General features: G+C 47.6%; 21 protein-coding genes and 1 tRNA gene. 10 read left to right on the top strand and 12 right to left on the bottom strand.

Annotated features, from left to right (window positions below):
* Window positions 1–3 precede the first annotated feature (3 nt).
* The 4 genes from ACBZ72_04725 to ACBZ72_04710 all read right to left on the bottom strand — a co-directional run bounded on the left by ACBZ72_04725 (window position 4) and on the right by ACBZ72_04710 (window position 2,981).
* Window positions 4–855 (bottom strand): carbon-nitrogen hydrolase, encoded by an 852-nt coding sequence (locus ACBZ72_04725; GenBank protein ID XES78179.1) that lies wholly within the window; start codon window positions 853–855, stop codon window positions 4–6.
* 122 nt (window positions 856–977) lie between these two features.
* Window positions 978–1,205: an Lrp/AsnC ligand binding domain-containing protein gene (locus tag ACBZ72_04720; protein ID XES78178.1), complete on the bottom strand. Its 228-nt coding sequence runs from the start codon at window positions 1,203–1,205 to the stop codon at window positions 978–980.
* 263 nt (window positions 1,206–1,468) lie between these two features.
* Complete coding sequence (locus tag ACBZ72_04715) at window positions 1,469–1,885, bottom strand: toprim domain-containing protein (protein ID XES78177.1); 417 nt, start codon at window positions 1,883–1,885, stop codon at window positions 1,469–1,471.
* 7 nt (window positions 1,886–1,892) lie between these two features.
* Window positions 1,893–2,981 (bottom strand): tyrosine--tRNA ligase, encoded by a 1,089-nt coding sequence (locus ACBZ72_04710; GenBank protein ID XES78176.1) that lies wholly within the window; start codon window positions 2,979–2,981, stop codon window positions 1,893–1,895.
* Between the two features lie 225 nt (window positions 2,982–3,206).
* On the opposite strand from ACBZ72_04710, the gene ACBZ72_04705 reads away from it, so the two are divergent.
* The 4 genes from ACBZ72_04705 to ACBZ72_04690 all read left to right on the top strand — a co-directional run bounded on the left by ACBZ72_04705 (window position 3,207) and on the right by ACBZ72_04690 (window position 8,135).
* Window positions 3,207–4,691: an arylsulfatase gene (locus tag ACBZ72_04705; GenBank protein ID XES78175.1), complete on the top strand. Its 1,485-nt coding sequence runs from the start codon at window positions 3,207–3,209 to the stop codon at window positions 4,689–4,691.
* Between the two features lie 47 nt (window positions 4,692–4,738).
* Window positions 4,739–5,932 carry an anaerobic sulfatase maturase gene (locus tag ACBZ72_04700; protein XES78174.1) on the top strand — a complete coding sequence of 398 codons (1,194 nt, stop codon included), beginning with the start codon at window positions 4,739–4,741 and terminating at the stop codon, window positions 5,930–5,932.
* Window positions 5,933–5,990: 58 nt separating this feature from the next.
* Complete coding sequence (locus ACBZ72_04695) at window positions 5,991–7,157, top strand: hypothetical protein (protein XES78173.1); 1,167 nt, start codon at window positions 5,991–5,993, stop codon at window positions 7,155–7,157.
* Window positions 7,158–7,583: 426 nt separating this feature from the next.
* Entirely contained in the window at window positions 7,584–8,135 is a 552-nt protein-coding gene (locus ACBZ72_04690) for a nitroreductase family protein (GenBank protein ID XES78172.1), read from the top strand.
* A gap of 13 nt (window positions 8,136–8,148) precedes the next feature.
* On the opposite strand, the gene ACBZ72_04685 is transcribed toward ACBZ72_04690, so the two are convergent.
* From ACBZ72_04685 to ACBZ72_04665, 5 genes are all read right to left on the bottom strand, one after another.
* A tRNA-His gene (locus tag ACBZ72_04685) sits at window positions 8,149–8,225 on the bottom strand.
* A gap of 270 nt (window positions 8,226–8,495) precedes the next feature.
* On the bottom strand, window positions 8,496–8,801 hold the full coding sequence (locus tag ACBZ72_04680) for a hypothetical protein (GenBank protein XES78171.1): 306 nt from the start codon (window positions 8,799–8,801) through the stop codon (window positions 8,496–8,498).
* A gap of 187 nt (window positions 8,802–8,988) precedes the next feature.
* Entirely contained in the window at window positions 8,989–9,654 is a 666-nt protein-coding gene (locus ACBZ72_04675; GenBank protein ID XES78170.1) for a molybdopterin-dependent oxidoreductase, read from the bottom strand.
* Window positions 9,655–10,125: 471 nt separating this feature from the next.
* Window positions 10,126–10,365, bottom strand: a complete 240-nt coding sequence (locus ACBZ72_04670) for an Lrp/AsnC ligand binding domain-containing protein (protein ID XES78169.1) — start codon at window positions 10,363–10,365, stop codon at window positions 10,126–10,128.
* Between the two features lie 700 nt (window positions 10,366–11,065).
* Complete coding sequence (locus tag ACBZ72_04665) at window positions 11,066–11,791, bottom strand: hypothetical protein (GenBank protein XES78168.1); 726 nt, start codon at window positions 11,789–11,791, stop codon at window positions 11,066–11,068.
* 206 nt (window positions 11,792–11,997) lie between these two features.
* On the opposite strand from ACBZ72_04665, the gene ACBZ72_04660 reads away from it, so the two are divergent.
* On the top strand, window positions 11,998–12,345 hold the full coding sequence (locus ACBZ72_04660) for a hypothetical protein (protein XES78167.1): 348 nt from the start codon (window positions 11,998–12,000) through the stop codon (window positions 12,343–12,345).
* 114 nt (window positions 12,346–12,459) lie between these two features.
* On the top strand, window positions 12,460–13,596 hold the full coding sequence (locus ACBZ72_04655) for a CapA family protein (GenBank protein XES78166.1): 1,137 nt from the start codon (window positions 12,460–12,462) through the stop codon (window positions 13,594–13,596).
* A 14-nt stretch (window positions 13,597–13,610) separates the two neighbouring features.
* On the opposite strand, the gene ACBZ72_04650 is transcribed toward ACBZ72_04655, so the two are convergent.
* The 3 genes from ACBZ72_04650 to ACBZ72_04640 form a co-directional block, all read right to left on the bottom strand.
* The gene (locus tag ACBZ72_04650) at window positions 13,611–14,297 is read right to left on the bottom strand and encodes a dienelactone hydrolase family protein (GenBank protein ID XES78165.1); all 687 of its coding nucleotides are present in this window, start codon (window positions 14,295–14,297) and stop codon (window positions 13,611–13,613) included.
* The gene (locus tag ACBZ72_04645) at window positions 14,264–14,947 is read right to left on the bottom strand and encodes a phosphoribosyltransferase (protein ID XES78164.1); all 684 of its coding nucleotides are present in this window, start codon (window positions 14,945–14,947) and stop codon (window positions 14,264–14,266) included. Before ACBZ72_04645 ends, ACBZ72_04650 begins: the two co-directional genes overlap by 34 nt.
* Before the next feature lie 242 nt (window positions 14,948–15,189).
* Entirely contained in the window at window positions 15,190–17,343 is a 2,154-nt protein-coding gene (locus tag ACBZ72_04640) for a sodium-translocating pyrophosphatase (GenBank protein ID XES78163.1), read from the bottom strand.
* A gap of 186 nt (window positions 17,344–17,529) precedes the next feature.
* On the opposite strand from ACBZ72_04640, the gene proB reads away from it, so the two are divergent.
* From proB to map, 4 genes are all read left to right on the top strand, one after another.
* Window positions 17,530–18,660, top strand: a complete 1,131-nt coding sequence (gene proB / locus ACBZ72_04635) for a glutamate 5-kinase (GenBank protein ID XES78162.1) — start codon at window positions 17,530–17,532, stop codon at window positions 18,658–18,660.
* On the top strand, window positions 18,657–19,910 hold the full coding sequence (locus tag ACBZ72_04630; protein XES78161.1) for a glutamate-5-semialdehyde dehydrogenase: 1,254 nt from the start codon (window positions 18,657–18,659) through the stop codon (window positions 19,908–19,910). The genes proB and ACBZ72_04630 overlap by 4 nt, the downstream gene beginning before the upstream one ends.
* Window positions 19,911–20,010: 100 nt before the next feature.
* Window positions 20,011–20,565 carry a flavin reductase family protein gene (locus ACBZ72_04625; protein ID XES78160.1) on the top strand — a complete coding sequence of 185 codons (555 nt, stop codon included), beginning with the start codon at window positions 20,011–20,013 and terminating at the stop codon, window positions 20,563–20,565.
* A 100-nt stretch (window positions 20,566–20,665) separates the two neighbouring features.
* Entirely contained in the window at window positions 20,666–21,574 is a 909-nt protein-coding gene (map, locus tag ACBZ72_04620) for a type II methionyl aminopeptidase (GenBank protein ID XES78159.1), read from the top strand.
* The last annotated feature ends 35 nt before the right edge of the window (window positions 21,575–21,609 follow it).

The following is a 21,609-nucleotide window of genomic DNA, read 5'->3' as shown; positions in this document are numbered from 1 at the left end:
GCCTCAAGGGTTATCTTCAACTATGGCGTGGTAAGTGTCGGGGCGCCGATTTTGCAGAAAACCCCACCCTTCCCGAATGCTCAGGTTCTTGGAAAGGTCAACTTCTGCGACGAGAACCATCTCATCAGTGCCGCTTGCCTCTTTGACCACTTGCCCAAACGAGTCACAGACAAATGAGCCACCCCAAAACTGAAGCTGCCCTTCCTCGCCAACTCGGTTAACGGCAGCAACATGAACACCATTAGCTATGGCATGCCCCCGCTGCACTGTTTTCCATGCTTCATGCCAGTCCCCATCGGGTGAGGTGTAGTCTTTGATGGTTCCGATGGCAGTGGGGTAAAAGAGTATATCCGCCCCTTTAAGCACATTAATTCGAGCGGCTTCAGGGAACCATTGGTCGTAGCAAATGAGGACGCCGATTTTTGCGAACCGCGTTTGATAAACGCCATAACCCGAACTTCCAGGTGCAAAGTAGCCTTTTTCGTAGAAAAAATCATCGTTAGGAACGTGAATTTTGCGGTATACACCAAGGATTTCGCCGTTTGCATCAATTGTGACGGCGGAGTTGTAGCATTTTTGGTCAGCAGCCTTCTCGAATACTGGGGCAATCACAACGACTTCATGTTTTTTTGCCAGTTCAGATAAGGCTTGGGTGGATTCGCCGGGAATCGTCTCAGCCAAACTGCTAACATTTAGCTTTTCTTTTTGGGGAAAATACCGCGAACGGTACAGTTCCTGAAGGCAGATAATTTGGGCTCCCTGCTGGGCAGCTTCCTCGACTTTTCGGCTGGTTTTTTTAAGGTTCTCTTGGGGGTCTTTGGAGACTGCCGTCTGGATTAGTCCGAGGGTAACCATGTTTTCATTAGCAGCTATAACGATTCCTTCCTTGGTTGCAGTAAGATAGGCTGATGATAATAACTTTTCTGAACTTAAGACCCCAAAAACACAGCTAAAAAAATACGTTTCCGCAGTTTTCGCTATTTTTCGGCGAGGACAACAGTGAGCTTGGTGATGACTTTGTTAATTTGTAGACTTTTAATTATGATTAACAGAGTATCCATGGTGTCCGCCGTAACATGGGCGATTATGTCATAAATCCCCAGAACCTTAAACGCGTCCTGCACGCCTTCCATTTTGCGCACAAAATTTAGCACGTCCCGTTCTGCACCGATTTCCGTGTTTAAAAGAACATAAGCCGCGGGCATCCAAAGTTTCTCCGTTCAATAAAGCCAGTTGGACTTGGAGGTTTGAGTTTAGCAGTGGCGGCTAGGAAACAAAAAGGCTTCTTTGTTTCCAAACCTCTTCGTCCAACCCAAAAAGGTTTTCAACACACCCGATGCAGCGAGAAGCGCCGTAGACCCCCATTGATTAAAGCGATTTTTTCTCTGTTTGTTCATTTTCTCACCGTTCGGATGCATCATAAATTACGTTTTTTAAAATTTTAAGAGTATGTTGGTGCTTGGTGTAGTCACAGGCAGTTTGCTTTCTGAGCCAAAGTATGGATATACGAGGGTAAACCTTCGACGCATTGCAGCTCTCTGCCTACCACCCCAAAAATGGTGCGCCAAAACTTGAGATTAGGCGTGATCTTGACATGCTCTAGACAGGTTTTCAATCGTTTTGTTCCCAGTTTTCCGCGTCTATCAAAATCCAAAAGCAAAATAACCTCCAAAGCCCCTGTGCGTTCGATTTCCGTTACCGCATCCGTGAAAGATTTGCCTCCCGTTTTTAAGGTAAAAATGGAGCCCCCTATGTTTAGTTCGCGGAGGGCTTGCAGGTCTTTTTTTCCCTCCACAACAATGAGGGTGCCTTTGGCTGATTCTTCGGCAAGTTGGGTTAAGGTTTGCTGAATTTTTTCATGTTTCTCCCTAAGATGCGCCGACAAAAAGGGGTTACCTGGTGATTTTGGCTTCGCGTATGGTTTCTAAGCACTCGTTGGCTTCTTTGTTGTTGCTAAAGTACCGCCTGACTGGCTCCAAAATTCTGCCCAACTCTTCGGCGACGCCGTTTTTAAGGTCCATAGGATGCAGTTTTCCTTCGGCGTAGACTGATGCGAGCTCGTCAAAGCTGCCGAACTGGATGTTGCCGCCGAATTTGTCGGGGCGTTCAATGGTGAACGCGGTTTCCTCGCGGAATATGATGTATTTGCAGATGTCTAAGATGGGGTTGTATTTGATGGTTTTTTCGGGGCAGAAGGCTTTGCTCATTTTTTGTTTGATTTCTTTGGGGGTGTCATAGATGAATATGCATGTGTCAGGTTTGCTTTTGCTCATTTTTGCGCTAGCAATTGCTTCTTTTTCTTGTCCTTCAGGAATCGGCCAGACCTTGGGTTTTGCCAGCCCTTGCAGCAGGTGGTGGTGGACACAGATGGGTTTCCAGTAGCCGATTTTTTCTCCGATTTCACGGGCAACCACATTCGCCTTGCGTTGGTCCATGCCTAGTTGACAGATTCTGACTTTAAGGTGGTATATGTCTGCTACCTGCATTGGCGTGTAAAGGTAGTCGCTGACGTAGTGCGCCTCGCCTTCTTTGCGCCCGGCAATTTCCAGCGTGCGGGTAGTTCGGGCGATGGTAAGGCTCTTGGCGACAGCCATGGTTTTTGCCCAGTACGACAAGTCATTGTAGAGTTCATCGGAGTAGATGAATTCCACTTTGTCTGCAGGCACGCCTAAGGCGATCCAGCTGTGGCGGAAAAGGTCGGCGGCTTTGCGTATGAGAGTTAGGTCGCCGCCCAGTTTATTGTTAAGGTATGCGTGCCATGTGGCTAGAAAGGCTTTGAAGTGGACGCCGGCTTCGGCGAAGTCCTTCATTTTGTAAGCGCAGATAACCCCAGTTCCCAAGTGGGCAAGTCCGGAGGGTTCCCAACCGTTGTAGGCGATAGGGTGTTCTTCGGTTTCAAGTATTTGCCTAAGGTCGTCAGGAGTCAAGACTTCCTCTGCGGGTGGTCTGCATATTAGTTCGATTCGTTTTTCGATATCCAACGGGTATCAACCTGTCTTGCTGATAGCTTATTGCGTACGTTAAACTTAAGAATTTAGTACCTCACCAGAAAATAGGGTTCTCAACAGAGAAGAGCATGTAAAGGGTAGGACACAACCACAAAACCTTAAGTCCACTGCCCTGCTGATATTGCTGGGTGTTCTTTTTGAAAACAACTTTTGTTGAGTTAAATCTTTTTTCAACCTGCTTTTTTGGAGTGATGCTAAATGGCTGCAACTGAACAGCCTAATTTTCTGATAATGTGGGGTGACGACATCGGGTGGTGGAACATCAGCTACAACAATCGAGGTCAAATGGGTTACCAGACACCAAACATCGACCGGTTGGCGCATGAAGGGGTCGCTTTCACGGACTATTATGGTCAACAAAGCTGCACTGCTGGCCGCGCTGCCTTCATTACAGGCCAAAATCCAATCAGGACAGGGTTGACAAAGGTAGGAATGCCAGGCGCTGACATAGGAATACGTCCTGAAGACCCAACAATTGCTGAATTGCTCAAACCCTTAGGCTACGTTACGGGTCAGTTTGGTAAAAACCACTTGGGAGATAAGGATGAATTTCTGCCTACAAACCACGGCTTTGACGAGTTTTTTGGCAATCTTTACCACTTAAACGCAGAAGAGGAACCTGAACTTCCAGATTACCCTAAAGACCCTGAATTTCGCAAAAAATTTGGTCCCCGAGGCGTACTTCATAGTTTTGCTGGAGGAGAAATTGAGGATACCGGTCCGCTAACGCGTAAAAGAATGGAAACCATTGACGAAGAAGTAACCGACCGCGCAATTCGGTTTATTGAGGATGCAAATAAGAATGGAAAGCCGTTCTTTATCTGGTACAATACCACTGCGATGCATGTTCGAACACACCCTGCCGCAAAGCATTTGGGTAAAAGCGGTAATGGCGGGTTCTATAATGATGTCATGGTTGCTCACGACGAAAACATCGGCAGACTTCTCAAAAAGATTGACGAGTTAAACATCGCGGACAATACTCTTGCCCTGTATTCCACGGATAATGGTCCGCACTATAACACTTGGCCTGACGGTGCGATTACACCGTTTCGTAGCGAGAAAAACACCAATTGGGAAGGCGCCTGGCGTGTTCCCGCATTTGTCCGCTGGCCCAAGAAGTTCCACGCTGGCACTGTAATCAATGACATCGTTTCTCATCAAGACTGGCTAACCACAATTTTGGCTGCCGCAGGAGAACCCGACATCAAAGAAAAACTTTTAGCTGGACATGCTGCAGGTGTGAAAACCTTCAAAGTGTGCCTTGACGGCTGCAACATGCTGCCGTACCTGATGGGAGAAACCAAAGAAAGCCCGCGAAATTCGTTTTTCTACATTAGTGATGATGGACAACTTTTAGCTTTACGTTACAATGATTGGAAGCTTGTCTTCATGGAGCAGCGAGCAAAGAAGCTGGCTCTTTGGGGGGAACCATTTGTAGAATTACGTATCCCAAAAATATTCAACTTACGTCGTGACCCATTCGAACGCGCCGACCAAAACTCAAACACCTACTGGGACTGGCTCCTTAGCCATGCATTCATACTTGTTCCCGCACAAGCTTTTGTAGCTCAACAGATTCAATCGTTTAAAGAGTTTCCACCACGACAGAAACCTGCGTCCTTTAACTTAGACAGAGTCTTGGAAAATCTAAAAAACGCATCTGGCGCGGGTCAACACTGATACCCCCAATGCACCCTTTTTTCTTTTTGTTAGAGGCTCAGTGAGAAATGGCTGAAACAAGAAAACATGAGCTTCGCGCCTTTCATGTTATGGCAAAACCCACCGGCTCCAAATGCAACCTTGATTGCGCGTATTGTTTTTTCTTAAAAAAGAAGTACCTCTACCCAAACAGCAACTTTCACATGTCTAACGAGGTTATGAAAGCGTACATTCAGCAGACAATTGAGGCTCATGAGGCACCTACAGTGACGATTGCGTGGCAGGGCGGCGAACCCACTTTGATGGGCATTGACTTTTTCCGTCGCGCCACTGAACTCATCAAAAAAACCGCCTGCTCAGGCATCCAAGTGGAACAGACTCTGCAAACAAACGGGGTTTTGCTTAACGAGGAGTGGTGCCGCTTTCTGCGCGACAACAATTTTCTGGTTGGGTTAAGCGTGGATGGCCCAAAGAGGCTGCATGACGCGTATCGAAGAGACAAACAAGGAAACTCGGTGTTTGACCAAGTGGTTAATGCCGCTCGCCTTATGCAGAAGTATCAAGTGGACTTCAACATCCTTTGCACCATCAACGCAGAAAACAGTCAACATCCCCTTGAGGTTTACCGTTTTTTCCGTGACGAACTCAAAACCCCCTACCTGCAGTTCATACCCATCGTGGAGCGCGAAAACGACACTGGAAACCAAGAAGGCACCTCCATCACTGAACGTTCAGTGCAGCCAAGGCAGTACGGAAAATTCCTAATCGAGATTTTCGACGAGTGGATTCATAACGATGTAGGCGGCATGTTTGTCCAGTTTTTTGACGGCGTCTTAGCCTCTTATGTTCGGGGGTATTCTTCGCTTTGTATTCTCAGCCCACGATGCGGCGATGGCGTTGCTTTGGAGCATAATGGCGATGTGTATTCCTGTGACCACTACGTGGAACCCAACTATTTTTTAGGAAACATCCTGAAAAACCCAATCGGTGAGCTTGTTTACAGCCGAAAACAGCGGGGATTCGGAAACGCAAAATATACACAGCTGCCTCAATATTGTCGTGAATGCGAGTTCTTGTTTACCTGCTGGGGGGAATGCCCAAAAAACCGTGTGCTTCAAACGCCCGACGGAGAACCCGGATTAAACTGGCTATGCAGCGGACTAACAGACTTCTTTTCGCACTCAAAACATTCTATGAACATCATGGCGGGTTTACTTCGTAGAGGATATGACGCGTCAGAAATCATGAAAATAATCCGATAGAGCGCAATACAAGAAGAAATATCTTCAAGCACGCCTAAACGTTCAGGGCGCGTTGGACATGCAGAAAAAGCTTCTTGCGGCAGCACTGGTTCTAGTGATAATTGGGTCTGTTTTCGCCGCGTGGTTTGTCATGCCGCCTTTAGCTGACGAAACCCCCAAAACCGACTCCTGCTACGTTGGGGTGTCTTTTTGCGGTAACACGACAAAAGAAGCCGAGTTGCTCATTGATAGAGTAAAGGATTGCACGAATTTGTTGATATTGCAGTCGGGTCCGGTGAGCAAAAATGAAACGGCAACCAACGAAATCTGCAACTACGCAGTTGATGCGGGGTTGAGCATTGTGGTTTATTTTGGCGACCTTGACCCAAGGGTTTTAACAGCTGAAACGTCATGGAGAACCACCTGGATAGGCTCGGCAAAAAGCCGTTGGGGTGACAAATTTTTGGGGGTATATTACTATGAAGAACCGGGTGGGATGTGGATTGACACCGACTGGCGTTCCTACGGCTTCCAGTCTAATGAAGACCTAAGCTATGATGAAGTCGCGAATCAGTTCATTAACAGCCTCAGTAGTGACCAAGGCATCAAAGACCTCAAAAATAATGGGGTGCCCATTTTTGTTTCTGACTACGCCCTGCATTGGTTTGACTTCCAAGCAGGCTACGATGTAGTTCTGGCACAAATTGGGTGGAACAACAGCTTAGCCCAAGACATCGCCTTAGCAAGAGGCGCAGCAAATCTTCAAGGCAAAGAGTGGGGCGCTATTATTACTTGGAAGTATCAGTCTCCGCCCTACTTAGACAGCGGACAAGAAATATACGCCCAGATGGCTGCTGCATATGAGGCTGGCGCCAAATACATCGCCATCTTTGACTATCCTTCCCTTGATGGGAATCCTTATGGCGTGTTGCTTGACGAGCATTTTGAGGCGCTGGAACAATTCTGGACCAACACCCAAGTCACCCACAAACTTGCCTTCAACTCTGTCACGGCAAAGGCGGCGTTGATTTTGCCTAAAAACTATGGATGGGGTATGCGTAATTCGCAGGATACCATTTGGGGGTTTTGGGGACCTGATGAAATGTCCCCTCAAATTTGGGCTCTTAGCCGGCACCTCTTATCGGAGTACCAGTACGCTTTGGACATTGTTTATGAGGAACCAACTTTTTCGTTTGTCGACATGTATGAAAGCGTTTACTATTGGAATGCCACCATACCCAATTAGCGGAAAGGGGTTGTTGACTTTTTGGAAGCCGCTTTTCTTCGCGGGCAATTGTGTCCCACGTAACCTAACACTCAACTTCATTGTGGAGCGGTGCGCTCCTCTATGCTAAGCTCTCTCTGGCGTGGGAATTGTGCCCGCGCCCACCGTGTCCCATGATTGGGTAAAACCCATACTTCACAAGGGCAAGATTTGTGGTGCTTGCTTCTTCCGTTGGGTCCGTCGTCATGGATTTAGCCAGTGGGATACTATATAATGTGTAACAGAACAGTTAAGGCTTACTGCGTACGAGTTGGTCCAACAGACCGCTTATCCCGAAGGTTTTATGGAGTCAGAGTAGAAAGGTAAACAAGACTTTTCTACTGCCGATAAATGAATTTTTAGTTCATATTTGTTGGTCATACATGATTATAGTAAATTTTGAGGTAAATGGTTTGCAACCGAAAATGGCTCGATGTAGCGGTTGAGGAGAACAAGATGCAGAAAATCTTAACGGCTGGCATGTATGCACCTTCAGCGGCTAATCATCAAGCCATACGGTTTATGGTTGTTTCCGACAAGAAGCGAATAGGAGAAGTCTGCAAGTATGCTTCGCCATGGTTTAAGAACTCACACCCTAACAAAATCGTATTGGTTCTGTTTGACACCGCCAAAAAGCACATAATAAGCTTAGACTTCAAAAATAAGCGTCACCCATGGATGCGTTTCCTCTGGCAGGACACCTCCGCCGCAACCATGAACATGATAACGATGGCAGAAGCACAGAACATAAAAAGCTGCTACGTCTCAATTACACCCCCAGAGTACGGTGACCAAGAGAAGCGGATTCGCCACGTCTTAGGTATTCCAGAACGGTACGTCCTTACCTGCATGCTTTTCTTAGGTTACAGCGACAGAAAAATTGATGTTGCAACGGCGAGGCATCAAGGCAAACCAATCCGCAGAAACCGCGCTGAATACATCTTGACGGCGCCTTTATAGAAGAGATTACTGATGGGGCCGGGGCAGGGATTTGAACCCTGGCGAAAGGCTCCACAGGCCTCTATGCTAACCAAGCTACATTACCCCGGCCACGCCAATGAGAGGTTTTCCGCCTCATTGCAGAGGCTCTTTTACTATTGTTTTCCTGAGGCATATTAAGTTGTCTTTTCAGCAAGCTCTTTGAAGCCCATCATTGGGCATTTGGCGTATTTGAGTTGTATGTCCAAATGTATTCAAAGGTTACTCTCAGCGTAATAGCCAAGCGAAAAATCCGAAGATTGTAGAAACTTGTGCTGTTAAGACACGGATAATTAAAAAAGGGTGTCGGGTGGATGAAGTTTATTTTGGTTTAGGCGGCGTTTACTCTGCTTCGCCGACTGATTCCAAACTGCCCGTTCCGAAGAAGCCTCGACCTTGAGCGAAGTAGATGTTTATTGGTTTTTCATTGCGGAGTATGTCTAAAACGCTTTGGAACATTGTGGAGGGCAAATGCATCTTTATGATTCCGTTAACCTCACTGTCGGCTTCAAAAGCCATGCCGGGGTCGTTGAATCGGACGTACGCAACTACTTTTCCGTTGTTGTAGAGGGCGATTTGGGCTCTGTTTGTTTGGTAGCCTTGTTGACTTCCGTAGATCAATACATGGTAGCTTGTTACGTTTACCATTTCATTCACCTGTTTTGTATTGCAGTACTGCTGTCTTGATTTAAAAGTCTTAGTTGATAATATTTAAGTCAAGGCTTAAATTTAAGCAACTGAAATGAATTTTTTAAATTAAATGCGAACGTAGAGCGGCTTATGTCAGGCTTTGCTTTTTATACAACAAAAAAGAAGGATACGGTTCGTTTTGGTTCTATCGGAGGGTTGCGTTGTTGGGGTAGCCTCTGCGTTCCCAGTAACCCAAGTAGTTTTCGTTTTGGGAAACCTCAATTTGAGTTATCCACTTTATCCATTTGTAGCCGTACTGGTTTTCTGCCACTAACTCAAAGGGGAATCCCCGCTCAGGAGGCATCGTGACGTTGTTCATTTTGTAGGCAAGCAAAATGTTGTTGTCTACGATGTAACTCATCGGCAAAGCAGTAGAGTAGCCATCAGAAGCGTAAAAGATGACCACCGGTGCACTCATGTTGGCATCGGCAGCCAACAGCAGGTCTTTTACTTGGACGCCTTCCCAGAGAATTTTTGCTTCCCACCCCTCAACGCAGTATATGGTGGCAACCCGAAGGTAACTTGGATAATTGTTGATGACCTCACTGTACGTTAACTCGAGCGGTTCCTTCACTGTACCATTCACAACAAGACGGTATGTATCGTGGTTGATGTCTTGAAGCCCTGAAATTTCGTTTGCTTGAACCTCAGCAATTGCCGAAAGACCCTCGCCCTGATAACTGCGGATTTCGCCACTATATTCTGTGGGAATGGAACTGGGTAAACCTGCAACTAACACTATGACGATAAGTCCAATTACAATGACTGCCATTGCATAGGGTAACGCCTTGGGAAGTTTGGGTTTTTCCATGTTCCTTCGCCTCAAATTATGGCCTTTTAAGCAGTGGCAAACTGCTATGTGGCAAGCCCCTTCAGAATACAAAGAGTAAATTTATCGCCTGCACTACATGTGAAAGGTGAACTTTAATGAAGAAGGCATTTTCAATTTACTCAAATAAATCCAAATGGGCTTAACAGTTAGTGGTTTCTCTGAAAAATATACTTTGTGAAGAAAAAACAAAAAATGTAATATTTAGAGGGCGACCTTATAGACGGCTTTGTTTTGCGTAGTGGTTTCGGGCATGTATCTCTAGTTGTCGTGCATCTTCAAAAAGGACCCCACACCAAGGGCATTGAAATTCAATTTTGTCTTTCGGCAAAAAAATCACCATTCGTGTTTTTGTTCGGGTTTGTTTTTAAAAATTTGTTGGTGGATAGAGCCTATAACAGTTACACTAAAACTTCATTCTGACCGATGGTTATGTTAAGAAAGAAAAGAAAGTTACTGTTTTTCTTCTACAACAATCATAGTTAGCGTTGAACGCACTTTGTCAAGTCTGCGAATTCGCCAAGTTACGATTTCTTTTAGTCGGTCCATTGTATCTGCACGAACGCGGGCGACGATGTCATAGACGCCGTAGACAGCTGATGATTCCTCGACGCCTTCAACTTTTCTTAGCTCTTTAAGAACATCGGCTTCAGAGCCAATTTCAGTGTTAATCAACACAAACGCTGTAGGCATTTTTATCCTCACCTACATTTGTCTCATCTGCATTAAAATATTTTTCTAACCAATTCCGTCAACAACAATGCGAACTTGAAAAAGATAGCTCTCAGACGCCTCAAGCATCTACGAGGAAAGAAGGGCCCCAGTGATTTACACTAGAACCTCTTCTTCTTGGCTGCGCTTATTTTAGTTGTTATTTAATTGCATACCACCATATGCAATCCTTACACTTCACTGGCTCTGATATTTCACGCCCTTCTATCGTAAAGGCGCTTTTTTCAGATTTTTTGTTTAGTACAGTTCGGTTCGCATTCGCCTCCTGTAGGAAACAGCGTACCTTGTGAAGGTTAACAGCAGAACGCCTGCCCCCAGCCCAATCCAAACAAGACTTGAAAGTTCAATCATCTTTCCGCCTCCTTTCAGATATGGCTGAAGTAAACAACGTTATACTTTTCTGCAACAAGGGTCTTTTTTACCGCCGTTTTGTTTTTCATTTTTCTTCGCCTTTTCTTGTTTATTAATTAAGCAGTAATTGAATAAAAGGCTAGTTGAGATTTATACATAAAAATTATGAAAACTTAAACACATCGATGCAAAATCAGGAAAATACGCTGCAAACATCCACAATAACGCCAATTTACAAGAAATGTGAACGGGTGACGTTTAACCTTGAAGCGACTAAGGCTCAGGCAAGTTAAGGTGCCAACGCCTTGCATCACATGAAATCAGTTAAGGGCAGGTGTTCCAAGGAAAAATCCGCTGTTCCCAACATGAACTGGGGGTGTTTTTCCAACGTAAATTCACGGTCGTAAGGTGTCTGCCGAAAAGCAGTCACGACAGTAGCGTTATCGAAGGAAACCTCACGAAGGTATCGGTGGCGGCTGCAGTTTTGACGGGAAAGGTATGTTGCGATTACAATCACTTGGTTTTGTCGGGCAAAGTCTTGAAGGTAGGCAGTTAGTTGACTGTAAGCTCGTTTGGCTTCTTCCTCAGGGATGTCTTCGTTAAGAAATAGCCCTGCGATGTCAGAGATTATTACAAGCTTTGCACCATTTTTTTCCATGATGCTGTGAAGGCGTTCTAAGATGATGTTGGTTATCTGGTATGCTGTGAATGCTTGTGTAAGGCAGATACGGTTTAATGCTTTTTTTGGGTTGAGGTGATGAATTTGAGCGAACCGCGCGATTTTTGCTTGGCGAAAGGTGTTTCCGCCTTCGATGAAGACGACGTTGCTGTTTAAGCCTCCTAGTTGGGTAGGCAGTTGGGCGCGTACGCAAAGTAGGGACATGACTGAGTTTATGGTTGGTGAACCGTAGACAACCGCGAAGTCTCCGGGTTTAAAGCCGGGAAATAGGTCTGTTACGTTGGGCATGTTTAGTGAGAATAGTGTTTGGTTGGTTTGGGTTGCTGTTGGTTGTTGGATTAGGAGGCCTTGGGACATGTTTTTTCGCCGTTTTGTTTTGGACTGTGTTGGTTGTTTTTCTGCTTTTAAGCTATCGTAAAAGCAACTCTTTGATGCAGGGGGGAGGGGTCAATTAAAGTGAAAGAAGCGCAGGTCTGGAAGTTGTGCGTTTTCTACTGTTTCGCGTCTTGGGTGGGGTTAGATAAACCTTAAATTTGCTTTAACCTTCAATATTCTTGATTAATATGTCACAAAGACTTGGCGACTTCCTATCCGACTATATTAGGTGCAGAACAGGCGTCTTCAAAAAATACCTCTTAGCCGCCTTAGAAAACAAAGAGCAAGGTTTATGGTACTTAGAGGCCAGCGCAGGAATGATGATTCCCTCAGCAGACCTTAAAAACTGCGAGTTGCTGCGTGATGCAGGTCTTTTCAATGAAGACATGAAAGTCTCAAGGAACGGACGTAACACATACAAAATTTACTACTTAACCGAGTTAGGCAAAAAAATAGCTGAAGAGTTAAAAGCGGAGAGCCTAATCAGCGAGGAACAAGAAAAACTCCTATGCCCTGCAACCTACCTATCACAATAGAGCCTAATTCGCCCTTTTCATTTACCGCGGCGGCTCTCCTTCACAGTTCCAGAGACCGATTTAGGAGAGAGATATACGGAGAATCTGCTAGCTGCGAATCTGGCATTAGGCGGCATGATTTCACCTAAAAAACCAGATGACCAAAAAATTCGGCTTTTCCTATGCGGAGATGTCATGACGGGCAGAGGCATAGATCAGGTGCTGCCGTACCCCTCAAATCCGTCACTTCATGAACCCTACGTGAAAGATGCCCGTGAATACGTCCGGTTTGCCGAAAAAACCAGCGGGGCTATCCTATGCCCTGTCGATTTTGACTACGTTTGGGGTGACGCATTGGAGGAGCTTGAACGCGCTGCCCCTGACGTGCGGGTGGCGAATTTGGAAACCAGCATAACCCAACGCAGTCATCCATGGGTAGGTAAAAGCGTAACCTACCGAATGAACCCAAAAAATGCTCTCTGTCTTTTGCGGGCGCACATCGACTGCGTCGCTTTAGCAAATAACCATGTGCTTGATTATGGTTATTCGGGGCTCTCTGAAACTCTTCAATCTCTCCAAAAAATTGAAGTGCAGTATGCTGGAGCTGGAAAAAATGTTGAGGAAGCAAGGAGACCCGCGGTTTTGTCCGTTCCAGAAAAGGGGCGCGTGCTTTTTTTTGCGTACTGCACCTTAGACGGTGGTGTTCCTAAGGATTGGGCAGCCACCGAAAACAGACCCGGCGTAAACTTGTTGCAAGACTACTCTAAGCAAACAGTCAAACGCATACACAATCAAGTGAAACGCTTCAAAAAACGTGGGGACCTCGTTGTTTTTTCCGTTCATTACGGGCAGAATTGGGGGTATAGTATTGAAGCGGACCCGACCACTTTTTTTCACGAATTAATTGACGACGCAGGCGTCGACTTAGTGTATGGGCACTCTTCGCATCATGTCAAGGGCATTGAGGTTTATGGGGGTAAACTTATACTCTACGGTTGCGGCGACTTCCTCAATGACTACGCAGGCATTGGCGGCTACGAAAAGTTTCGCGGAGACATTAGCTTGATGTACTTTTCTGATGCGGATGCAGGAACTGGAAACCTTGTTTCCTTGAGGATGGTGCCGATGTTAACTAAGAGTTTTCAGAAAAGGTGTCCTCAGACAAATGATGTAGCTTGGCTCGAATCAGTTTTGAATCGTGAAGGCGAAAAAATGGGTACACGGGTTAACTTAACTGAGGAGGGCAGCTTTAGCCTTCAATGGAAACTGTGAGTAATCAGGCTTTGTTAGAGGTATTTTTTAAACCAGTCCAGAGCTAACGCGGCGGCTTCCTCGAGTTTTCCAGGTTCCTCAAACAGGTGTGTTGCCCCAGAAATCACCTCCAGTTTCTTTTCTGCAGAAATGAGCCTGAGGGCTTCTTGATTCAACCTGAGAACTTCGGTGTCTTTTCCCCCAACAATAAGCAAGGTTGGCACCCTAACTTTGGTGAGGCTTTCTTTGGCTAAGTCGGGTCTTCCGCCTCGGGAAACTACCGCTTTAACTTCCACAGGAACTTGTGCAGATGCAATTAAGGCTGCGGCGGCTCCGGTGCTGGCTCCAAAATAACCCATTCTCAGGGTTTGGGTTTGAGAGTTGCATTTTAGCCATTGTGTCGCGTCCAGAAGGCGCCCTGCAAGTTTTTGCACATCAAAACGGTACTCGCCTGTGTATTCGTCTTGTTCAGCTTCGTTTGCTGTTAACAAATCAATCAACAGCGTCGCTACATCAGCTGTGTTAATCAACTGCGCGACATACGTGTTCCGCGGGCTAAACCTGCCGCTACCACTTCCATGTGCAAAAACTACAATGGCTTTTGCATTTTGAGGAATTGTGAGGGTTCCCCTTATGAATTCGTTCCCTACAGGAATCTCAACATCGGTTTTGCCAGCATGAACCGACCTCAATTTGTCACCTTCGCTTTTTGTTTTCTGCACAAACTCAGCAGCTCGATGACTTCTTGGTCAGTAGTTTGGTCAAAATCGTCGTAGAATTCTCCAATTGCGTAGAATGGTTCAGGCGTAAAAAGGCAAACTACCTGGTCAGCTTTTTGTTTAAGGTTGCGGATGACTTCGGGTGGACCCACTGGGACGGCTACGGTTACGGTTTTGGCGCCCCTTTTTTTGAGCGAGCGTATGGCAGCCGTAAGAGTTGAGCCCGTGGCGATGCCGTCATCAACCAAAATCACCTGTCTGCCCGCAATTTTTGGAGTAGGCTGGTTTTGGCGGTAGCTTTTGAGGCGACGTTGAATTTCGGCGGTTTGCCGTTCGGTTTCCGCTTCAACGTAGTCTTTAGGTGCCCTCACCATGGAGACTAACGCAGCATCAACCAGAGCGAATCCGTCTTCGGCGACGGCGCCTATGGCAAGTTCAGGATTCCCAGGTGCCCCAATTTTTTTGGTGATAATAACATCCAACTCAAGGTTCAGGGCGCGAGCCACTTCGTAACCAACAACGACGCCTCCGCGGGGAACGGCTAACACCAGCGCATCTTTGTCCGCTACACCTTGGAGGGCGGAGGCAAGTTTTTGTCCCGCTTCCGTTCGGTTAGTAAAAAAAGCCATAACCTCACCTTGGCGAATACTCATGCAAACTGCTGGATTCACCTGTTATAGTATAGCCGATGGTCTGTTATATTGTATGTGGCGCCCTCAAAAAGAAGCAAACCGGACTCGGCGCAACCTATTTGGAGCCTATTTGGATGCCATTAACAATTGTATGCAGAACCTATAGAGGGGTCTACTTTCCGCTAAAAGACAAGACCCAACAGAACAAAGAAACTTGTTTGAAAGAAAAAGGGTGGGAAGAAAAACTTCCCTTTGGGTTCCGCCTATATCAGGTGGAGCAGGTTGATGAACAGCGGGATGAACACGATGGAGAGCGTGCTCAGCAGCTTGATTAGCACGTGCAAGCTGGGTCCAGCGGTGTCCTTGAGGGGGTCACCCACGGTGTCGCCGACAACTGCCGCTTGGTGCGCTGGGCTGTTTTTGCCGCCTAAGTTGCCTGCTTCGATGTGTTTCTTGGCGTTGTCCCAAGCGCCTCCGCCTGTGTTCATCAGCAAGGCTAAGGGAACCGCGGTTAGTGTGGCGCCAATCACTAGTGCTCCTACGGCTGAGGGCCCCAGGAGGATACCCACAACCAGGGGAACCACCAGAACCACAACGCCCGGAAGAATCATGCCTTTGAGGGCGGATTTTGTGCTGATGTCCACTGCGCTTCCGTAGTCGGGTTTATCGGTGCCTTGCAGGATGCCTGGTTTTTCTTTGAATTGGCGGCGAACTTCGGCGACCATTTCTGAGGCTGCTTTGCCTACAGCGCTGATGGCTTGGGATGAGAACAGGAAGGGCAGCATGGCTCCGATGAAGGCAGCGATGAGCACTACTGGCTGGGAGATGTCCACGGCTAAGGTTATGCCTAGTTGGGCGTCAACTTCCTGCGCGTACGTTTGGAACAGCAGCTGAGCCGCCAGCAACGCAGAACCCAACGCGAAGCCTTTGGTTAATGCCTTGGTGGTGTTGCCCACTGCGTCAAGGGCGTCCATTGTTTCTTCGGCGCCTTTTTCGCCGGACATTTCGGCGATGCCAGCTGCGTTGTCTGCGATTGGACCAAAACCGTCTAAGGCGAGAACCATACCCATGACTGCCAGCATACCCATTGTTGCAAGGGTGGTGCCGTAGACACCGCCGATGAAGGGGTCAATGCCGATTTGGGCGGCAAATTGGGTTCCAAAGAAGTATGAGACAAGAAGCGCAATAACCAACGCGATTATGGGCAAGGCGGTTGTTTCTAAGCCGACGGCTAAACCTGTGATTATGTTCGTGGCGCTTCCGGTTTCGCTGGCTTTGGCGATTTTTTTGACTGGGGTTCGGTCTCTTCCTGTGTAGTAGTCAGTTATGTAATCAATGGCTACGCTTGCAGCTAACCCAGCAAGCAAACAGTAGTAAAGATACAGACTGCCTAACAGAAAGACGGAAACAATCCCAAAGAGCACTGCCGAAACAATGGTTGTCACCATAAGCCCCTTTCGAAGTGCCTTCATAGGGTGCTTTGCTTCAGCTTCATTAAGCTTAACAAACGGCATACCAACCAGTGTAGCAAAAATGCCCAACGCACGAGCGATAAGTGGGAATATCAGGAAAATCAAGTTTCCCGTAACCATGCTAATTAACCCACCAATAACCATGCCTCCAATGTTTTCGCCTGTTGCAGACTCAAACAAGTCAGCTCCTCGACCCGCGGAGTCGCCTACGTTGTCTCCGACGTTGTCGGCAATGCATGCGGGATTGCGGGGGTCATCTTCAGGTATGCCTGCTTCGACTTTGCCCACGAGATCAGCGCCGATGTCTGCAGCTTTGGTGTAGATGCCGCCTCCTAGCTGCGCAAACAGTGCAATCAGGGAGGCACCAAAACCCATGCCAACGATTCCGCTGGCTGCGTTTCTGCCTAATTCTGCAGCTTCAGAAACGGGTAGAGGTCCAAACAAAGCGTGATATCCGCCGTAAATCAAAAACAAAAAGCTTACACCTAAAAGGGACAAGCCCACAACAGCCATGCCCATGGTGGCTCCACCATAGAAGGCGGTTTTTAGAGCAGCTTCAGCGCCGTTTTTTGCTGCTGCAACAGTTCGGACGTTTGCCTTGGTGGCGTTGTCCATTGCGATGTACCCTGCGGCTAAAGAAGCAACTGCACCCACCAAGAACGCGATTGCAGTGTTAAAGCCCAGCGCAACTGTCAGCAAAACGAAAAGAACAGCGGTTATGATAGCGATGGTTTTGTATTGCCGTTTTAGAAATGCGTAGGCACCTTCGCGGATTGCTTCGCCGACTTCGACTGCTTTGGGTCCACCTGAACTCATCTTGCCAATGCGGCGCATGAGATAAAGGGAAACAAAAACAGCCAAGAAACCCGCGATGGGCGCAATCCAGAAGACAGCTGACGAATCAAGAACGGTTATTCCAAAGACATTTTGGAGAGGTAAGACCATTATTGAACGACCTTTTCCGATACGGAATGCTAGTGTGTTTATATAGCTTTTGTTTGTTTGTAAGCTTGAATGTCCAAGAAAACTTTAAAGTTAACTGGAACGAACAGTTTGAGGGGCTGGATTTTTAAGGCATATGGATATATCTGCAAGTGCCACGTGTAATTTGCAACAAAAAAGGGAATTTACATGTCTTCAAGATTAGTTGTGGTTAAAGTCGGAACAAGTGGTCTAACAACCGCCGATGGAGCACTTGACGAGCAGGAAATGCAGCAGTTAGCCCGCCAAGTTAAAGCTGCCGTTTTAGGCGGAGACAAAATCATTTTTGTCACCTCAGGTGCAGTGGCTGCGGGAAAAGAGGAACTGGGCACCTCGGGGAAACCCAAGGATATCGTGTTTCAGCAAGCCGCGGCAGCGACAGGGCAAGGCGTTTTGATGGCGAAGTACCGTAAAATTTTCGGCGAACAAGCCTTGAAAGTTGCGCAGGTTCTGCTCACCGCTGAGGACTTGTCCAACAGAGCTTCATACGTGCACATATGTGACGTGCTGGGGATGTTGCTTAAGATGGGGGTTGTTCCCGTAATTAACGAAAATGACGTGACCAGCGTGGAGGAACTCACGCCTGTTAACGAAGGCTACAAAGTCAACTTCAGCGACAATGATATCCTCTCAGCGTTAGTTGCCAACGCAGTAGGAGCCGACCTGCTGATTATTCTCTCAGATGTTGAAGGCTTGTACACCTGTGACCCCAAAAACCCCAACGCCGTGGTTATCCGTTCTGTGGAAAACATTACTTTGACCATGAAGAATTCGCTTGAGGGCAAAAGTAAAACTGGGCGGGGAGGCATCCAAAGCAAAGTGAGAGCAGCAGAAATTGCCACCACATGCGGCATCCCTGTTGTAATTGCCAACAGCCGACGAGAAAACGTCCTTGGGGACATATTGGCTGGCAAAGAGGTGGGTACCTATTTTAAGCCTCATGAGCCGATGCCTGCCATTAAGCGTTGGATTGCGTATGGCGCCGCGGTTAAGGGGCAAATTCACGTGAACAAGGGCGCTAAAGACGCCATTTTGGAGGGCTCCAGCCTGCTCCCCGTGGGGATTACAAAAGTTGTGGGGCACTTTAAAGCCTGTGATGTTGTGAGCCTCATTGACGAGGAGGGCAAAGAGTTTGCCAAAGGCAACCCCAACTACACCAGTGGAGAGTTAAACCTAATTAGAGGGTTACGCGTTACTGAAGTACACCAGAAACTCGGTGCTGATTGCCCCAACGAGGTCATTGAGCATCGAAACATCCACCTTATTGAGGCAGAAAAATGAGCAAAACAACCATACTGGAAACCTGCCAGAGAGCCCGCGCAGCATCCTACGAGGTTGCAAAACTCTCTGACACCCAAAAAAACGCGGCTCTATGCCAAATGGCTAACGCGTTGGAGACAAATGTGGAAAAGATTTTGGCGGCAAACCAGCTGGATGTTGATGCGGCAAAAGCCAAAGGCATGAAAGCCGCCCTGCTAGACCGCTTAGCCCTTGACCAAAAGAAGATCAGCAACATGGCAAAAGAGCTTCATGAAGTCTCTGCACAAGCTGACCCTGTGGGCAGCATCGAAAAAACGTGGACCCGCCCCAACGGCTTAATCATCGGGCAACTCCGAGTCCCGTTAGGCGTGGTGGGCGTCATTTACGAATCCAGACCCAACGTGACCTCCGACGCTGCAGGCATATGCATCAAGTCAGGCAACGCCGTAATTTTACGCGGAGGCTCAGACGCCATTAACAGCAACATCGCCATCGGCCAAGTCCTTCGCGACGCCTTAAAGGGCACGGGGGTTCCCGCTGACGCGATTCAGGTGGTGGATAATCCTGACCGCGCCGCAGCAGAGGAACTCATGAGCATGCGAGAATTCATCGATGTGCTGGTGCCTCGGGGCGGGGCAAGTCTAATTCGGACAGTGGTTGAGAAATCACGGATTCCCGTCATCGAGACAGGCACGGGCAACTGCCACATTTACGTATGCGAAGACGCTGACCTTGAACGCGCAGTCCTCATAGTTATTAATGCGAAGTGCCAGCGTCCAGGTGTGTGCAACGCGGCTGAAAAGCTGCTGGTTGATGCTAGCATCGCGGAGACGTTTCTGCCAAAAGCCATTTCAGCACTGCACGAGAGAGGCGTAGAGGTTCGAGGCGACCAAGAAACTCAGCGCATTGTGCCCACGGTGAAAGCCGCAACTGAACAGGACTGGAGCACCGAATTTTTAGACCTCATCATCGGCGTAAAAGTCGTTTCAGGCTTAGATGAAGCAATCGCTCACATCAACAAGTACAGCAGCAAACACAGTGAATCCATCCTCACCGCCAGCTTTGACAAGGCACTGAAATTCATCAAGGAAGTGGATTCAGCAGCGGTTTACTGGAATTCTAGCACACGCTTCACCGACGGCAACCAGTTCGGTTTGGGCGCAGAAATCGGCATCAGCACCCAGAAGCTGCATGCACGGGGGCCCATGAGCGTGCAGCATTTGACGACCATTAAATACTTCGTTTTAGGTAGGGGTCACATAAGGGAATAATTCGTCCCTTTTCCTTTTTGCTGAAGCGGTTTGTTTTTCGGTTTTAGGGTTAAAGAAAAAGAAATAAACGTCGGGCACGTGAAACCAAACGGTAATTGTCATGTCAGCAGGTAAACTGGAAGTTAACTCTCAGTACGCCTATCGGCTTCTTCACCCTATGCATACCGTTCTCGTCTCATGCGTAGGTAAAGCTGGCAAACCCAACATCACCACAGTTGCTTGGGCGATGCCAACCAGCAACAAGCCCCCACTGGTCGCCATAAGCCTCTCACCTCAACGACACAGCCACACGCTAATCAGCGAATCAAAGGAATTTGTTATCAACATTCCCACGCTTGAACTGCTGCAGTCCGTTTACGCATGCGGCTCCTTTAGTGGACGAAGCTTTGACAAATTCAAAAAAGCAGATTTAACCCCGATTCCCGCCCGCAAAGTCAAAGCTCCTGCCATAAAAGAGTGCATCGCCCACCTTGAATGCACCGTCGATAGCCAAGTCACCACAGGCGACCACACCGTGTTTGTCGGCTTGGTGGAGGCAGCTTACGCTAATCCAGGTGTCTTCACTGAACGCTACAGCTTGGAAAATGCCAAAATGCTCTATCACGCAGGCGGAAACAACTTCGCGGTCTTAGACCCCAAAATGTACAAGCCCTAAAACGGGCACACTGCCTCTTTTCTTTTCTGATGTATTTCATGGGTTAGGCATTTAAGCCTGTGGTGCATACTGAACCCTAAGCAGTCGAAGTGAAAAACTGATGCCCCTCTATGATGAAGAAGCGTTAGAAAAGTTCCGTTTATCCGGAAAAATTTTGCGGGAAGCACGCGAAGAAACCCGTGGTTTTGTTCAAGAAAACATGCCAATAATTGAGGTGTGCGAGAAAGCCGAAGGACTTATTCGGCAAAAGGGCGCTCAACCAGCATTTCCCTGCAATGTCTCCATTAATGAGGTTGCCGCCCACTACACTTCTCCGCCAGGCGACAAAAACACTATACCCGAACGCGCCGTGGTCAAAGTGGACATGGGCGCCCATGTAGACGGCTACGTCACGGATACAGCGTTTACGGTCAGCTTTGACCCCCAATATGACGTTATGGTTGGCGTCGCGCAAACCGCCCTGCAGACAGCAATTGATACTGTCCGCGCTGACGTGTCTCCAGGCAAAATCGGTGGAGCCATCGAAACCGCCATAACCAACCGAGGCTTCCGACCCATCCAGAACCTGACGGGTCACAGCGTAGGCAGGTACCTGATTCATGCAGGAACCAGCATACCCAACGTTCACCAAATGTCACTGGGCAAACTCAAGGCAGGCGAACTCTACGCCATTGAACCTTTCGTTACCGTGCGGGACGCTGTTGGCACCGTTGAAGATTCACCTCAAAAAACAATTTTTCGCTTAGTAAAAACTAAAACTAAGACTAAAAATCCTGACGCAAAAACGTTAGTCAAATACATCGAAGAAAACTGCCACACCTTACCCTTCACCGAAAGATGGCTCCAAGGCGTGTTACCCAAAAATCGTTATCACGAAGCATTCAAGGAGCTACTGACAACAAAAGCAGTTATGGGCTACCCAGTTTTTGTGGAAGCATCCCGCAAAAAGGTTGCCCAAGCAGAACATACGTTGTTGGTAAAAGAAGATGGGTGCGCCGTCCTAACTTAGTTAGCTCACCCAGTAGGAAAGTAACGTATTTATAG

The organism is Candidatus Bathyarchaeia archaeon (assembly GCA_041447175.1).
Classification (GTDB): Archaea; Thermoproteota; Bathyarchaeia; order Bathyarchaeales; family Bathycorpusculaceae; genus JADGNF01.
Note: the sequence above shows the minus strand (reverse complement) of the source record. Positions and strands in the feature narration are given on the sequence as shown.